Genomic DNA, 15,037 nt, shown 5'->3' with positions numbered 1-15,037 from the left:
AAAACAATTTTTATATTTAAAACTTTGTTTCTTGTTTGAAACGTAACAAAATATTTAAAATTAACTAAATAAATGAATTTTATATTTATTTTTACTTTGACAAAAAATGATCAAGGGGATTATGCTTAGCCTGTGTTTTGAAAATCAAATTATGTTTTGTATATAAAACAAAATGAGGACGCAAGGTATGAGTTGGATCTCAGTTTGTCAGCAGGGTGACGTTAGCGAAGATGAGCCGAAAGCCATCGAAATTGAAGGGAAAAAAATAGGCGTATTTTTCGTCGACGAAAATTACTTTGCTATCGAAAATGTTTGCCCTCATGCGTATGCCTTATTAACCGAAGGATTTATCGAAGATCAAACTGTTGAATGTCCATTGCATGAAGCAATTTTTGACATTCAAACAGGTGAGCTAAAAAGTGGACCCGGGTGTAGAAACCTATGTACTTACCCAGTTCGTGTTGAAGGACAGGATATTCAAATTCAACTCTAGTCCTCACATGTACAAGGAAGCAGAACAATGAAGACATTTAATGAAAAGTTGGCAAGCTGGATTCATGCAACGCCAGCAACCGAAGCAGGCATCAACAATATTCAAATTCCTGGTCAATCTGAATTGTTGGTTTGGCAAACACGTTATAAAGAACCAACGCTCTACGAACAAGATTTTGTAAAGAACTTGATTCAGGCATTTTCTGCGGGCGCAACAGAGTTAGATGACGTTGTTTCTGCACTTAATCAACAGGGTTTCCGCTGTGAATCTGGTGATGAATGGACTTCTGCAAGCTTTACAGAAGAAATGCAACGTTTAGGTTATTGATTCAGGGAAGAATAAAATGAACGCAATCGTATCAACTTCACAAAGCGCTGAAGAATATTTAGAACTTGGTTTACGTGACCAATGGCATCCGGTTTTAGCAAGTTGGGAAGTCGCTGCTAATCCAGTCGGTATTACCCGTTTAGGCGAAAATATTGTGGTTTGGCGTGATGCCGAAGGTCAGGTCCATGCACTTGAAGATCGCTGTCCGCATCGCGGTGCTCGTCTTTCCCTTGGTTGGAACTTAGGTGACCGAGTGGCTTGCTGGTATCACGGTGTTGAAGTTCGTGCTGATGGTGTAGTTGCTGATGTGCCAGCGGTTCATGAATGTCCAATGACTGGAACTAAATGTTTAAAGAACTATCCGGTAATTGAGCAACATGGCGCAATCTTCATCTGGTTTGGTATTGATGCAAACGAACAGCCAAAACCGCTTGAGTTTCCAGAGCAACTGGCAAGCGAAGAGTGGAGTGCATTCCTTTGCCAAGCAGACTGGAAAGTAAACCATCAGTATGCAATTGATAACGTGATGGATCCAATGCATGGTAGTTATTTACATGCGACATCGCACTCGATGGCAGATGGTGATCGTACCGCAGAGATGAAACACCGCACGACCGATAATGGCTTTGTTTTTGAAAAAGAAGGTCAATTAGGTGTGAACTTCGACTGGGTTGAATATGGTTCAACAGGTGCGAGTTGGTTACGACTTTCAATTCCATACCGCAAACAATTTGGCCCAGGTGGCGAATTCTGGATTGTAGGTTATGCAACGCCAATTGATGCCAACAATACTCGCGTATTTTTCTGGCGCTGCCGTAAGGTGAGTGGCTGGCAACGTAATGTATGGCGTTTCTTATATCGCAATCATTTAGAACAGTTGCATTGGGATGTATTGGAACAAGACCGAATTATTTTAGAAAACCTTGCACCAAATGCGCGTGAAAAAGAGTTCCTCTATCAACACGATGTTGGTCTTGCACGTTTACGCCGTTTAATGAAAAAAGAAGCTGAAAAGCAATTAAAGAAAATTGCTGCGCTAAATGCATCAAATCGTATCGAGATGCAGGAAGAAGCTCATGGCTAATGTAGCGTTGTTGCAAGGCAAAAAAGTTTTAGTGACTGGTGCTGCACGTGGTTTAGGCCGAGATTTTGCTCAAGCCATTGCCGAGGCAGGTGCTGAAGTTGTGATGGCAGATATTTTGTCTGACTTGGTGCAACAAGAAGCACAAGCGCTACAGCAACAAGGGCTAAACGTTCATGCTGTCACCGTTGACCTTGCCAATGCAGACTCTATTGAAAATGCGGTTGCAAAAAGCGTTGAGCTGTTAAAAGGGCTAGATGGCCTTGTGAACTGTGCGGCGCTTGCAACCAATGTAGGTGGAAAAAATATGATTGATTACGATCCTGAACTTTGGGATCGGGTCATGAATATTAATGTGAAAGGCACATGGCTCATCAGCAAGGCATGCGTACCCCATTTAAAGCAATCGGCTGCTGGTAAAATTATTAATGTTGCTTCCGATACAGCACTTTGGGGCGCACCGAACCTAATGGCTTATGTGGCAAGTAAAGGTGCAATTGTTGCCATGACGCGTTCAATGGCAAGAGAGTTGGGGCAGTCCAATATCTGTGTCAACACATTGTCACCGGGGTTAACTTTGGTTGAAGCAACCGAGTATGTGCCTCAAGAACGTCACGATTTATATGTCAAAGGAAGAGCGATTCAACGTCAGCAACTTCCACAAGATTTAAATGGAACAGCATTGTATCTACTGTCGGATTTGTCCTCTTTTGTGACAGGTCAAAATATTCCGGTCAATGGCGGTTTTGTCTTTAACTAAGGAGTAGTCAAATGATTACAGGGATTGAGATTTTAAAGTTTGGAGTTGAAGATAGAACCGCTTCAAACAAGTTTTTGGCAGATTTTGGTTTAAGTCAAAGTACTTCAGATATTGAAGGCACAGATTTATACCAAACCCAAAATGGCAGCAAGATTTATCTATTTAATTGTGATGATGATCGTTTGCCAGTTGCCATTGAGCAAGGTTCAACTTTACGTGAAGTGACTTGGGGCGTTGATAGTGTTCAAGACCTTGAAGACTTGGCAGCTCGTTTGGCCGATGTAGAAGGTTTTAAACGTTCTGAAAATACAGTTCAGTGTCTTGACCCAAATGGCATGACCATTCGTTTTGAACAAAGTTTTGTAAAAGAAGTACCAGAACTCAAAACGGAAGGTATTAACCAATACGGCAACATTCAACGTGTGAATGCAGCAAGTCCTGTCTATGAAAAAGGTCAACCTGTTGCGATTGGACACGTGGTGTTCTTCACACCAGATTTGGCAACAACTGAAAACTTCTATATTGAAAAAGTAGGCTTTCATTTATCGGATGCCTATAAAAATCGCGGTGCATTCTTACGTTGTCGCGGTGAAGGTTATCACCATGATTTATTCTTGCTCAGTGTTCCAAATAAACCTGCTGGCTTAAATCATGTTGCGTTTGTAGTACGTGATATCCATGAAGTAATTGGGGGCGGTTTAAATATGAATCGTTCGGAATGGTCAACCTTTATTGGGCCGGGACGTCACCCAATTTCTTCTGCTTATTTCTGGTACGTCAACTCACCATTGGGTGGTGCATTTGAGTACTACACTAACGATGATTATTTGACAGAAGAATGGCAGCCACGTGTAGAAGAACATCGTCTAGAGCTTTTCACCGAATGGGCGATTGAAGGTGGTCTTGATGACACAACCCGCCGTCAGGTGAAACCTGTTTAACAGGTATGGCTTTACAAGGAAGATGGCTATGGAAAAGATCGTAATTGTAGGTGCTGGACAGGCAGCGGGTTGGGCAGTAAGCACACTACGCCAAAACGGTTATGCGGGCGAAATTCACGTGGTTTCAAATGAAGATCAAGTCTTCTACGAGCGTCCACCACTGTCTAAGCAAGTACTTTCAAAAGAAGCAACTTATGAAAGTTTGAATCTGTTCTCTCCTGAGCAGGTTCAAGAGTTCAAGGTTCAATGGCATAAACCGGAAATTGCGACAAAAGTCGATCGTGAGCAAAAACAGGTTCATTTAGAAAGTGGCCAAGTTTTGCCGTATGACAAATTGTTGATTGCAACCGGAAGCCGTGCACGTGTACCGGTCAATACATGGCAGTTCATTCCAAATGTTGTGACCTTACGCAATGTACAAGACTGTGAACGTTTGGCTGAAATTTTAAAGAATGCAAAAAATGTCGCTGTGATTGGCGGTGGTTGGATTGGTCTTGAAATTGCGGCAACTGCACGTAAGCAAGGTAAAGATGTTCACATTTTTGAATATGGCGACCGTTTATGTGCAAGAAGTGTGAGTCCTGAAGTGTCTGCATTTTTAAAAAATATGCATGAAACTCAAGGTACAAAAATTCATTTAGACAGCAAGAGTCTTCATTTAGTTGAAGCGCCAAATCAAAAAGTTGAAGTGGTGAATCACCCACAAAATAGTCAGTTATTTGACTGCGTTGTGGTAGGTGCGGGCGCTGACATTGCCAAAGAGTTAGGTGTGCACGCTGGTCTCGATGTGAAAGATGGCATTGTGGTGAATTGTTTTGGGCAAACTTCAGATCAAAACATTTATGCCGCAGGTGATGTCGCGATTCATCCGGGCTTGGGCTATTGCATTCAGTCTTGGGCGAATGCGCAAAATCAGGCGATTGCCGCAGCGAAATCAATGCTGGGAATTGAAACTGAATATAGTGATATTCCATGGCTTTGGTCAGATCAATATCACTTTAATATCCAGATTTTAGGAACGTATCAGCCTGAAAAAACGAAGGAAGTAGTGATTCGCCAAGGTGGGGATGATCAGGTGAGCTATTTATATCTGGACCATGAAAATCGTTTGCTCAACATGATTGCCATTAATGACTCGAAGCTAGTCAAACTGGCAAAACGTTGGATGCAAGCCAACACCGTTTTAGATCCAAAACTATTAGCAGATGCTGAATTTAATGTCATGAAGTTAAAACCGTAAACATTAAATCTGGTTCTCATTACCAAATCGAAGGAATGACACATGAGTAATGAAGAAAAAAGTGGATTGAAGCATTGGGTACCTGCTTTTGTCCTTATGGTGTGCGTGGTACTGGCGTTTTTCGACAAGATTAGTATTGCGGTTTTATTTTCAGATCCTCATTTTCAAAGTGCAATGGGAATTGCTGAAGATAAGGCCAAGCTCGGATGGCTCATGACAAGTTTCTTACTTGCTTATGGTTTTTCATCAGTTTTTCTAAGCTTTTTGGGTGACATTTTTAACCCAAAGAAAATGCTGTTTTGGAGCGTAACGTCGTGGGGTTTACTCATGTTTTGCATGGGCTTCACCACCAGTTATTCAGGCATGTTGATTTTACGTGTATTACTTGGTTTAGCAGAAGGTCCGTTATTTGCCTTGGCATATACCATTGTTAAGCAGACTTACACAGACCATCAGCAAGCACGTGCTTCTACCATGTTCTTACTTGGAACACCGATAGGTGCATTTCTTGGGTTCCCAATCACGGCAAATGTTTTAGCGCACCATGACTGGCACACCACGTTTTTTGTGATGGCGGGTTTAACGCTCATTGCCATTTTCAGCATTGTTTTTGGTTTACGTAACTTGCAGCTCAAGAAAACTGTCGAAATTGATGGTGAGAGTAAACGCACCAATTTCAAAGGCCACATTGCTAACACTAAATTGCTGCTCAGCAACAGCGCATTCTGGTTGGTGTGTCTCTTTAACATTGCGTTGATGACGTATTTGTGGGGCTTAAACAGCTGGGTTCCTTCTTATCTTATGCAAGACAAAGGATTCAATCTCAAAGAGTTTGGGATGTATTCAAGCTTTCCGTTCATTGCCATGTTAATTGGCGAAATTATCGGTGCGTTTTTATCTGACAAGTTAGGCCGCCGAGCAATTCAAGTATTTAGCGGTTTACTACTTGCGGGCATCTTCATGTATGTGATGGTCATTATGACTGAGCCACTATTGATTATTGCTGCCATGTCTTTAAGCGCTATGGCGTGGGGCTTTGGAGTAGCAGCTGTATTTGCCCTGCTTGCAAGAGTAACGACCTCAAATGTAGGGGCGACTGCGGGTGGAATATTTAACGGTTTAGGTAATTTTGCAAGTGCAATTGCGCCTGTTCTTATCGGTTACATCGTGATGCAAACACATAGTTTTAATTTAGGAATTACTTTCTTGGCTGCTGTCGCTGTCATTGGATCGTTGTTCTTAGTTCCTCTTTTAAAACGTTATTAATTCACTGTATAGGAGTTTAAAAAATGACTACACAACAATTCGAATCATGGGCACAACCAGAAAATGCTTCTTTAGAAGATTGGTTAAACACGCGTATTGCTCGCTTTGAGACACGTAAATATGACTTTGAGGCTTTGAAGTTCCAAGCAGATTACGACCCGAAATATCGCCGTGCACAAATGCGTTATATGGGTACGGGTGCAACAGGTGTTGCAAATGACGGCAACACTGTACCAGCAGAAAACTTCACGTTTTCAACCATGGTTCTGCCACCACAGTGTGAAGGTCCTTTGCACATTCACCACGATGTTGAAGAAGTTTTCTTTATGCTCCGCGGCGAAATTGATTTGTTCATTGAGCACAACGGCGAAAAATTTGAAACTCGTTTAAAAGAGCGTGACCTGATTTCAATTCCACCGGGAATCTACCGTGGTTTGTTTAACCCAGGTCAAGAAGATGCCTTGATGTGTGTGATGTTGGGAACAGGTAAACCAACGATTCCGAACTATCCACCAGAGCATCCATTGTCTCAAATCAAACGTTAATTGTTTGATGAAGTGAATAAAAGGAAAGAATTGAAAATGATGACACTCATTGAAAAGTTAGCAGAATTTCCGGTGAAAACCGTCACTGTTCAAGGCCAGCAGCAAGCCTATCGTGAAGCCGGTCAGGGCGAGTACCTTGTGCTGTTGCATGGCATTAGTTCAGGTTCTGCTTCATGGGTAAACCAACTTGAAGTGTTGTCTCATCATTTTCATGTCATTGCCTGGGACGCACCGGGCTATGGCAAATCAGATGAACTTTTAACTGATCAACCCAATGCTACTGACTACGCAAAGCGTTTGGTTGCATTGTTCGATGTTTTAAAAATTGAAAAAGCAATTGTGGTTGGACACTCATTAGGTGCCTTACAGGCGAGTGCATTTACTGCACTTTACCCAGAGCGAGTGGAACACTTGGTTGTTGCTAACTTAGCTCAAGGTTACCAGCGCCACGATGAACAAACACAAATTCAGGTTTTTGAAAAAAGACCAAAAATGTTGAAAGAACTTGGTGCTAAAGGCATGGCCGAAAGCCGTGGACCTCATTTGATTTATAAACAAGAGCCACAAGCCTTAGCCTTAGTTTCTGAGGTGATGCAACAGTTGACCCTACAAGGTTTCACACATGCATCTTACTTACTGGCATATGACGAAATACGTAATTATTTAACCGATTTAAAAGTCCCATGCACAGTCATTGTAGGGCAGCAAGATCAAATCACTCCTGCGTTAGGTATACAAGAGCTTGCTCAGGAATTGCAGTTGGAACAGCGCTTCGTCATAGAAGATGCGGGACATTTAAGTTATGTCGACCAACCGCAAGCATTTAACCAAATTATGTTGACGATTCAGGAACAATCGTAAGAGAGATTAAGGATTATGAGCTTCCAAGTTGAAGGAAAAGTTGCAGTTGTTACCGGTGGCTCATCTGGGATTGGGCTGGCTGCTGTTGAAATACTGGTTGCAGAGGGTGCAAAAGTTGCTTGGTGTGGTCGCGATGAAGAGCGTTTAAATGCTTCTAAGCACTATATTTTAGAAAAATTTCCACATGCCAATATTTTTACCAAAGCATGCAATGTGTTGAAAAAAGAAGAAGTTCAGCAATTTGCCAAAGACGTCAAACTCAATTTGGGCAATGTGGACATGCTCATTAATAATGCTGGGCAAGGTCGTGTTTCAAATTTTGAAAATACGCAAGATGAAGACTGGATGAAAGAAATCGAGCTGAAATATTTCAGTGTTTTACATCCGGTACGGGCTTTTCTCGACGACTTAAAACAGTCGGCAAATGCCTCAATTACCAATGTGAACTCGTTACTGGCATTGCAACCGGAACCGCACATGATTGCGACTTCATCTGCACGCGCTGCACTGTTGAATTTAACCCATTCATTAGCGCATGAGTTTACTCAATATGGCGTTCGCGTGAACTCGATTTTACTCGGTATGGTCGAATCTGCGCAGTGGAAACGCCGTTATGAAACCCGTTCAGATTTAAATCTGTCATGGGAGGAGTGGACAGGCAATATTGCAAAAAATCGCGGTATTCCAATGCAGCGTTTAGGCCGCCCAGAAGAGCCTGCACGTGCTTTAGTTTTCTTGGCATCACCATTGGCATCTTACACCACAGGTTCGGCAATAGATGTCTCAGGTGGTTTTAACAAACATTTATAAATATTAGGTGCTGTCATGAAAAAGTTGATGATGATTGGTTTTGGCGCAATGGCAGCAGAAGTGTATGCCCATTTGCCTCAAGATCTGCAACTCAAATGGATTGTCGTGCCATCTCGCAGTATTGAAAAAGTGCAGTCACAAGTCTCTCCCGAGATTCAGGTGATTTCCGATATTGAGCAGTGTGATGGTACGCCAGACTATGTCATTGAGGTGGCTGGTCAAGCAGCAGTGAAAGAGCATGCTCAAAAAGTTTTAGCGAAAGGCTGGACTATAGGTCTGATTTCGGTGGGTACTTTGGCTGATAGCGAGTTTCTGGTTCAGCTTAAACAAACTGCTGAAAAAAATGATGCCCATCTGCATTTACTGGCAGGGGCTATCGCAGGCATTGATGGTATTTCTGCGGCTAAAGAAGGTGGTTTGCAAAAAGTCACTTACAAAGGCTGTAAAAGCCCGAAAAGCTGGAAGGGCAGTTATGCAGAGCAATTGGTCGATCTAGACCATGTTGCTGAAGCTACGGTCTTTTTCACAGGAACTGCCCGTGAAGCTGCGACCAAATTTCCAGCCAATGCCAACGTTGCAGCAACGATTGCACTTGCAGGACTTGGTATGGACGAAACCATGGTTGAGTTAACTGTTGATCCAACCATCAACAAAAACAAACACACCATTGTGGCAGAAGGTGGCTTTGGACAAATGACCATTGAACTGGTGGGCGTACCGTTGCCAAGTAACCCGAAAACATCAACGTTGGCTGCGCTTAGCGTGATTCGTGCTTGTCGCAATAGTGTAGAAGCAATACAGATTTAAGAAGGATTTGATCATGGCGAAGGAAATTTATATTGCAGGTGAATGGCGATTAGGCCGTGGTGCAGTCATTCAAAGCCTGTTTCCGGCAGATCAGTCGGTAAACGCTGAGCTTTCAACAGCAACGCTTGATGATGTAAATGAAGCAATTGAAAAAGCAGATCAGGCTTGGCGTCAACCAAGCTGGAGAAACAGCTTGCCGCATGAGCGCGCACGTATTCTCTACAAAGTTGCAGACATTATTGAGGCGCGTGTAGATGAATTATCAAAACTGCAAACCCGTGATAATGGAAAGCCTTTAACCGAAACTCGTGGTTTGGTGATGAGCGCTGCGGCGACTGCACGTTATGTTGCGGCGGCTTGTGAAACGCTGAACGATGAGCTCACCACTCAACGTGCTCCAGACTTTATGACCATGAGCGTGCATGAACCTGTGGGCGTTGTGGCAGCTATTACTCCTTGGAACTCTCCAATCGCGAGTGAAGTCCAAAAGCTTGCTCCAGCTTTGGCAGCAGGAAATGCAGTGGTGTTAAAACCAGCAGAAGCAACTTCACTGATTGCTTTAGAGCTTGCCAAGATTTTTGAAGAAGCTGGCTTACCAAAAGGTTTACTCAGTGTGTTAGTTGGTCGTGGTTCTATCATTGGTGATGCAATTGCTCAACATCCATTGGTTCGTAAAATCTCTTTTACAGGTGGAACAACCACGGGTCGTCATTTGGCGCATATTGCCGCAGACAAACTGATTACTACTTCGCTTGAGTTAGGTGGTAAATCACCAACCATCGTTTTGCCGGATGCAGATGTTGAACTGGCTGCTAAAGGTGTCGCGTACGGTATTTTTAGTTCAGCAGGCCAAGCGTGTATCGCAGGTTCTCGCTTGTTTATTCATAGCAGTCTTTACGATCAGTTTTTAACACGTCTGGTTGAACTTACCAAAGGCTTACGTGTGGGTCATCCGGAAAAGGCTGGTGTGCATTTAGGACCATTGGTCAATGACAAACATTTGCAGTCAGTTGACCGCTATGTGCAGCTTGCCAAAAGCGAAGGTGGTCAAGTTCTGATTGGTGGTGAGGCACTTACGACTGGTGACTATGCCAAAGGAAGCTATTACTTACCAACGATTATTACTGGCTTAAATAACAGTGCTCAAACCTGTCAGGAAGAAATTTTTGGCCCTGTTTTAGTCGTTATGAAATATGACAACGAACAAGATTTAATTACCCAAGCCAATGACAGTTGTTTTGGTCTTGCCGCAGGCATCTGGACTGAAAGCTATCGTAAAGCTTGGCGTATTGCACGTGCATTAGAAGTGGGAACGGTGTGGATTAATACCTACAAAAAATTCTCGATTAGTGCGCCGTTTGGTGGCTTTAAAGACAGTGGTATCGGGCGCGAAAAAGGCCGTTTGGGCATTTTATCGTACATGCAACAAAAGAGTATTTATATGGGGCTGAATGAACAGCCTAACCCTTGGTGCGATTAATAAATTCAAGGACTGAAAAACAAATTTTGAGGAACAGACATGACTGAACGTGTAAATGTAGGCGAAGCAATCGCAAGAGTTTTAGAAGCGCACCAAGTTGATAGTATTTATGGTGTTATTTCCATCCACAATTTACCTATTGCCGATGCGGTAGGGCGCCGTGAAAAAATGCGCTTTGTCGCAGCCCGTGGTGAAGCTGGTGCGGTCACCATGGCAGATGCACACTCACGCTTTAAAGGCCTAGGTGTAGCGTTAACCAGTACGGGTGCTGGTGCAGGTAATGCGGTAGGTTCACTGATTGAAGCAATGAATGCAGGTAGTCCTGTATTGCATTTAACGGGTCAAGTTGAGCGTGAATATCTCGACCGTGATGCAAGCTTCATTCATGAAACTAAAGACCAACTTACATTCTTACGTGCATCAAGCAAAGCAGCGTTCCGTATTACCAGTCCAGACAATGCTGTTGGTGTGATTCGTGAAGCCATCCGTGTAGCAACCACAGTTCCAATGGGACCGGTAAGTGTTGAATTACCAATTGATGTACAAGCAGCAGAAATTGTTTTGCCACTTAATCTTGGCCCAGTGAAAGCACTTGAGTTGCCACAGGCAGAACAAGCTGAAATTGATCTTCTTGTCAGTGAAATCAAAAAAGCAAAACGTCCAATTTTCTGGATTGGTGGTGGAACTTTAAATAGCATTGCCGAAGTTAAAGCAATTGCAGATTTAGGTATTCCTGTTGTGTCATCGACGCATGCTCGTGGAGTGTTGGCAGATGATCATCCACGTAGTTTAGGTGCTTTTCATAACTCGGCAGGTGTTGAGCAGTTATTAAAAGATGCTGACTTAATGGTTGTGGTGGGTTCTCGTTTACGTAGTAATGAAACAAAAACTTATTCGGTTGAATTCCCTGAAAACATTATTCAGGTAGATGCAAACCCAGTGGCTCAGCAACGTAATTACAAAATCCGCAACTTCATCTGTGGCGATGCTAAAGATGTCTTAACACGTGTGTTAGAACAGCTTCAAGGCACTTCAAAAGTTGATGCCGATTACGATGCTGCTGTAGTGGCAGCAAAACAGGCTGCAATTGATGCACTGCGTAAGCAAATCGACCAATACGCTTTAATTTGCGATCACTTACGTGCAGCTTTACCTCAAGATGGCATTTTTGTACGAGACATCACAATGTCGGGTAGCACATGGGGCAGCCGTTTATTCCCAGTACAAGCGCCAAACCAAAACATCCATTCACTTGCGGGTGCAATTGGTTTAGGTCTTGCAACTGCAATCGGTGCTTCGGTTGCTAACCCTGACAAAAAAGTAATTGGTTTAGTCGGCGATGGTGGCTTAATGCTTGGCATTGGTGAAATTGCAACCATGGTGCAAGAAAACACCAACATGGTCTTAATGATTATGAATGACGGTGGTTATGGCGTAATGCGTGGCATTCAAAATAACTACTTTGGTGGTCGTCAATATTTCAATGAATTGCATACGCCAGATTACAAACTTCTTGGCGAATCAATGGGTGTGAAGAGCTGGAAAGTCGGTAGTGCAGATGAATTTAAAACGGTTATTCAAGAGGCTGTTGCTTTTGACGGGCCAACTGTGATCGAGCTCGATATGAACTCGATTGGACCATTAAACTTCGCGGGCCCACCGCAAAAGAAACTGTATTAACCAGTTTGGATGGTTTAGTACATATGCGATGGGAGCTGCTAAGCCATCCTTTTTTTAGATAAATTTTTTTATCTAAAAAACAATAAAAACGAAGTTTTACAGGCAAAACAAATAAAGTTCCAGCAGGACGCTGGAACTCAATCAAGGATGTAGAGATGAAAAAGACTTCATTGACCATGGCATTCATTGCACCGCTTACGCTGGGGGTAAGCGTCAATGCTTTTGCAAAAGACTCATTGCTTGAATGGAAAAGTGATGACGGCACCGACTCATTAAAGTTAGGTGGGGTGGTTCGGTTAAATCAACGCTATGAAGATTGGGAAGGGCCAAACCGTGGTTTTGGTAAGCTCCATTTTGATATTTTCAGGGTTGATCTAAAAGGTAAATTTGATGATGCCTACATCAATGCCAGTTATATGTTTCAAGACCAACAGAAAACGTCCATTGAAAAAGCATATGTCGGCTATAACTTAGATGCCAATAACAGCATTGAAGCAGGTCTTGTCTATAAACCTTTCACGATTTATCCATACCCACAAAATGGCTGGACCTATCACATTCCATTCTTTTTAGGCTATGGCAACAATATTGCACCGGGGATTAACTGGAATTATCACGACAAAGATTGGGATTTAAAACTCGGGTATTACCCGCAAATGTTAGAGACGAATTTGCGTTATTCACCTGAAAGTGCAACTTATGATGACTTGGCAGGAAATGCATTTCCATCTCAAAAAGCCTATCAAAATGAAAAACGCAATCAGGTGAATACCCGTATTGTTCGCAAGTTAGAAACTGATTTTGGTAAGCAAGAGTTCGGTGTATCGGGTGCAATTGCTCAGCTACATAACAAAGTGACCGATAAAGACGGCAAATATTATGCAGTTGGTTTGCACACCGAAAACAACTACAAACGCTTTAATTTACAAAGCTCGGTCATTCACTATCAGTACGATGCTAAAAATCCAGATGGTGTAAATAGTGATATGACTTTAATGGGAGCAAACGGCCTTACACCTGCTTATTTCATTGCTTCGGAAGGTACGATTGCCAGTTTAAACCTTGCCTATACGTTGCCTGTCACCAATATGGGTAAGCTAAAATCCATTAAGTTTTATAATGATTATAGTTATCTGGATAAAAAACGTGATGATTGGTCCGACTCGCAAATGAATACCACAGGGATGATGTTTATTGCTTCACCATTTATGGTTTGGGCGGATTATACGTGGGGTAAAAACTCCAATATCATTGGTGGCTCGACCAACTCAACAGGGTATACCTCTGCCACTTCACCAAATAGTGATAAATGGCTATACCGTATTAACTTTAATATCGGGTTTACTTTCTAAAGTAAGCAGCATTAAAAAACCACGCAATCGGCGTGGTTTTTTATTTAATAAGTGAAAATTTTTAATACCTGTTTTTTTCAAACTTATTCCAAAACACAAAGGCAGTCACAAAGGCCAAAATGGTGAGCGCGAAAATATAATACATCGCACCAATATCACTATATTGACTGAGCCAATGCACTAAAGGCAGGGTCATACCACCAACAATTGCATAAGACAAATTATAAGAAAATGAAATACCCGAGAAACGCACAGGCGCGGGGAACATTTTGACCATACTGCTCGACACCATGCCGACAGTACCAGAGCATAGACCCAACAACATATATAAACCAAAAATAGTTGAATGGGCGGCATGTCCTAAACTGTTATAAAAAACTGCTGCTGTGAGTGCCACGGCAAGCGCACCAACCATCATAACTTTGCCACAGCTAAAACGGTCAGCAAAATAGCCTGCCAAAATACAACCGATCATTTGCATAACAATTGCTGCACTTTGCATTTCAAAAGTCTGCGCACGCTCAAAGCCAAATGAACCAATCAATAAATTGGGCATGGCTAAAATCACCACCACCACGCAGCCAGTTAAAAACCACGTAAATAACATTCCAATCGCAACGGCTGTTTTATGCGTTTTTAACACTTGTTTTACGGGCATTTCTTTTGAAATTTCTTTACGTGCCTGCATGGCTTTAAACACAGGAGTTTCTTTTAAATAAGTCCGTAAATAAAGTGCAATCAGACCAAAAATACCACCTGCAATGAAAGGAATACGCCAAGCCCAGTCATGGATTTGTCCTTCACTAAAATTGAGTGAAATCCATAAAGACATCAGCGCACCCAATAAAATTCCTAAAGACAATCCGGCGGTCAGTAAGCCATTTGCCAGTCCAATTTTTCTTTCGGGAACATGTTCAGACACAAAGGTCCATGCGGCTGGAATTTCACCCCCAATCGCAATCCCTTGGACCACTCGCATAAGTAGTAAAAGTAGCGGTGCCAAATAACCAATATTTTCAAAAGTGGGTAATATCCCGATAAACAGGGTAGGTAGCGCCATCAGCAATATAGAAAGTGAAAATAGTTTTTTACGCCCGACCAGATCACCAAAATGGGCCATGACAACCCCGCCTAATGGCCTAAAAAAGTAACCTGCTGCGAAAATGCCATAAGTGTTCAGCATAGCCCAAAATGGGCTGAGTGTGCTGGGGAAAAACAGGTCGGAAATGATTTTGGCGTAAAACACATAAATCACGAAGTCGTAAAACTCTAAAGCACCGCCCAATGAAGAAAGGGCAAGGGTTCGTTTATCTTCTTTATTAAGATAGTTCGCATCCTGCAAAGTTAAGTCCTGATCCATTTTTTACTTAATTGTTGTAATTTAAGTTTGGATA

15 protein-coding genes are annotated in these 15,037 nt (G+C 42.5%); 14 read left to right on the top strand and 1 reads right to left on the bottom strand.

Annotated features, from left to right (window positions below):
- The first annotated feature begins 187 nt into the window (after nt 1–187).
- The 14 genes from ODQ17_RS05870 to ODQ17_RS05805 all read left to right on the top strand — a co-directional run bounded on the left by ODQ17_RS05870 (nt 188) and on the right by ODQ17_RS05805 (nt 13,643).
- Nucleotides 188–493, top strand: a complete 306-nt coding sequence (locus tag ODQ17_RS05870; RefSeq protein WP_002117586.1) for a non-heme iron oxygenase ferredoxin subunit — start codon at nt 188–190, stop codon at nt 491–493.
- Nucleotides 494–520: 27 nt separating this feature from the next.
- Nucleotides 521–820, top strand: coding sequence for a recombinase-like helix-turn-helix domain-containing protein (locus ODQ17_RS05865; RefSeq protein ID WP_005070730.1), 300 nt, complete (start codon nt 521–523; stop codon nt 818–820).
- 16 nt (nt 821–836) lie between these two features.
- Nucleotides 837–1,904 carry an aromatic ring-hydroxylating oxygenase subunit alpha gene (locus tag ODQ17_RS05860; protein ID WP_005303271.1) on the top strand — a complete coding sequence of 356 codons (1,068 nt, stop codon included), beginning with the start codon at nt 837–839 and terminating at the stop codon, nt 1,902–1,904.
- A complete protein-coding gene (locus ODQ17_RS05855) occupies nt 1,897–2,661 on the top strand; it encodes an SDR family oxidoreductase (RefSeq protein WP_322902355.1) in 765 nt (254 codons plus the stop codon). The genes ODQ17_RS05860 and ODQ17_RS05855 overlap by 8 nt, the downstream gene beginning before the upstream one ends.
- 11 nt (nt 2,662–2,672) lie before the next feature.
- The gene (locus ODQ17_RS05850) at nt 2,673–3,602 is read left to right on the top strand and encodes a VOC family protein (RefSeq protein ID WP_322902353.1); all 930 of its coding nucleotides are present in this window, start codon (nt 2,673–2,675) and stop codon (nt 3,600–3,602) included.
- Between the two features lie 28 nt (nt 3,603–3,630).
- Nucleotides 3,631–4,842 (top strand): NAD(P)/FAD-dependent oxidoreductase, encoded by a 1,212-nt coding sequence (locus tag ODQ17_RS05845; RefSeq protein WP_322902351.1) that lies wholly within the window; start codon nt 3,631–3,633, stop codon nt 4,840–4,842.
- 42 nt (nt 4,843–4,884) lie between these two features.
- Nucleotides 4,885–6,108 (top strand): MFS transporter, encoded by a 1,224-nt coding sequence (locus tag ODQ17_RS05840; RefSeq protein WP_144733237.1) that lies wholly within the window; start codon nt 4,885–4,887, stop codon nt 6,106–6,108.
- Nucleotides 6,109–6,131: 23 nt separating this feature from the next.
- A complete protein-coding gene (locus ODQ17_RS05835; RefSeq protein ID WP_013198649.1) occupies nt 6,132–6,653 on the top strand; it encodes a cupin domain-containing protein in 522 nt (173 codons plus the stop codon).
- Nucleotides 6,654–6,689: 36 nt separating this feature from the next.
- Nucleotides 6,690–7,514, top strand: coding sequence for an alpha/beta fold hydrolase (locus tag ODQ17_RS05830; RefSeq protein WP_322902348.1), 825 nt, complete (start codon nt 6,690–6,692; stop codon nt 7,512–7,514).
- Between the two features lie 15 nt (nt 7,515–7,529).
- The gene (locus ODQ17_RS05825; RefSeq protein ID WP_004703156.1) at nt 7,530–8,324 is read left to right on the top strand and encodes an SDR family oxidoreductase; all 795 of its coding nucleotides are present in this window, start codon (nt 7,530–7,532) and stop codon (nt 8,322–8,324) included.
- Nucleotides 8,325–8,339: 15 nt separating this feature from the next.
- Nucleotides 8,340–9,131 carry an aspartate dehydrogenase gene (locus ODQ17_RS05820; RefSeq protein WP_322902346.1) on the top strand — a complete coding sequence of 264 codons (792 nt, stop codon included), beginning with the start codon at nt 8,340–8,342 and terminating at the stop codon, nt 9,129–9,131.
- A gap of 13 nt (nt 9,132–9,144) precedes the next feature.
- Nucleotides 9,145–10,611: an aldehyde dehydrogenase gene (locus tag ODQ17_RS05815; protein WP_322902344.1), complete on the top strand. Its 1,467-nt coding sequence runs from the start codon at nt 9,145–9,147 to the stop codon at nt 10,609–10,611.
- A 39-nt stretch (nt 10,612–10,650) separates the two neighbouring features.
- A complete protein-coding gene (locus tag ODQ17_RS05810; protein ID WP_322902342.1) occupies nt 10,651–12,291 on the top strand; it encodes a thiamine pyrophosphate-binding protein in 1,641 nt (546 codons plus the stop codon).
- Nucleotides 12,292–12,446: 155 nt separating this feature from the next.
- Entirely contained in the window at nt 12,447–13,643 is a 1,197-nt protein-coding gene (locus tag ODQ17_RS05805; protein ID WP_322902340.1) for a hypothetical protein, read from the top strand.
- A 61-nt stretch (nt 13,644–13,704) separates the two neighbouring features.
- On the opposite strand, the gene ODQ17_RS05800 is transcribed toward ODQ17_RS05805, so the two are convergent.
- The gene (locus ODQ17_RS05800; protein ID WP_322902338.1) at nt 13,705–15,003 is read right to left on the bottom strand and encodes an MFS transporter; all 1,299 of its coding nucleotides are present in this window, start codon (nt 15,001–15,003) and stop codon (nt 13,705–13,707) included.
- Nucleotides 15,004–15,037 lie beyond the last annotated feature (34 nt).

Source organism: Acinetobacter sp. IRS14 (assembly GCF_034650275.1).
In the GTDB taxonomy this organism is placed as follows: domain Bacteria; phylum Pseudomonadota; class Gammaproteobacteria; order Pseudomonadales; family Moraxellaceae; genus Acinetobacter; species Acinetobacter oleivorans.
Note: the sequence above shows the minus strand (reverse complement) of the source record. Positions and strands in the feature narration are given on the sequence as shown.

Excerpts from the sequence above, each read along its gene's own strand:
- ODQ17_RS05870 (WP_002117586.1), top strand. The coding sequence starts at position 188 with ATGAGTTGGATCTCAGTTTGTCAGCAGGGTGACGTTAGCGAAGATGAG.
- ODQ17_RS05865 (WP_005070730.1), top strand. The coding sequence starts at position 521 with ATGAAGACATTTAATGAAAAGTTGGCAAGCTGGATTCATGCAACGCCA.
- ODQ17_RS05860 (WP_005303271.1), top strand. The coding sequence starts at position 837 with ATGAACGCAATCGTATCAACTTCACAAAGCGCTGAAGAATATTTAGAA.
- ODQ17_RS05855 (WP_322902355.1), top strand. The coding sequence starts at position 1,897 with ATGGCTAATGTAGCGTTGTTGCAAGGCAAAAAAGTTTTAGTGACTGGT.
- ODQ17_RS05850 (WP_322902353.1), top strand. The coding sequence starts at position 2,673 with ATGATTACAGGGATTGAGATTTTAAAGTTTGGAGTTGAAGATAGAACC.
- ODQ17_RS05845 (WP_322902351.1), top strand. The coding sequence starts at position 3,631 with ATGGAAAAGATCGTAATTGTAGGTGCTGGACAGGCAGCGGGTTGGGCA.
- ODQ17_RS05840 (WP_144733237.1), top strand. The coding sequence starts at position 4,885 with ATGAGTAATGAAGAAAAAAGTGGATTGAAGCATTGGGTACCTGCTTTT.
- ODQ17_RS05835 (WP_013198649.1), top strand. The coding sequence starts at position 6,132 with ATGACTACACAACAATTCGAATCATGGGCACAACCAGAAAATGCTTCT.
- ODQ17_RS05830 (WP_322902348.1), top strand. The coding sequence starts at position 6,690 with ATGATGACACTCATTGAAAAGTTAGCAGAATTTCCGGTGAAAACCGTC.
- ODQ17_RS05825 (WP_004703156.1), top strand. The coding sequence starts at position 7,530 with ATGAGCTTCCAAGTTGAAGGAAAAGTTGCAGTTGTTACCGGTGGCTCA.
- ODQ17_RS05820 (WP_322902346.1), top strand. The coding sequence starts at position 8,340 with ATGAAAAAGTTGATGATGATTGGTTTTGGCGCAATGGCAGCAGAAGTG.
- ODQ17_RS05815 (WP_322902344.1), top strand. The coding sequence starts at position 9,145 with ATGGCGAAGGAAATTTATATTGCAGGTGAATGGCGATTAGGCCGTGGT.
- ODQ17_RS05810 (WP_322902342.1), top strand. The coding sequence starts at position 10,651 with ATGACTGAACGTGTAAATGTAGGCGAAGCAATCGCAAGAGTTTTAGAA.
- ODQ17_RS05805 (WP_322902340.1), top strand. The coding sequence starts at position 12,447 with ATGAAAAAGACTTCATTGACCATGGCATTCATTGCACCGCTTACGCTG.
- ODQ17_RS05800 (WP_322902338.1), bottom strand. The coding sequence starts at position 15,003 with ATGGATCAGGACTTAACTTTGCAGGATGCGAACTATCTTAATAAAGAA.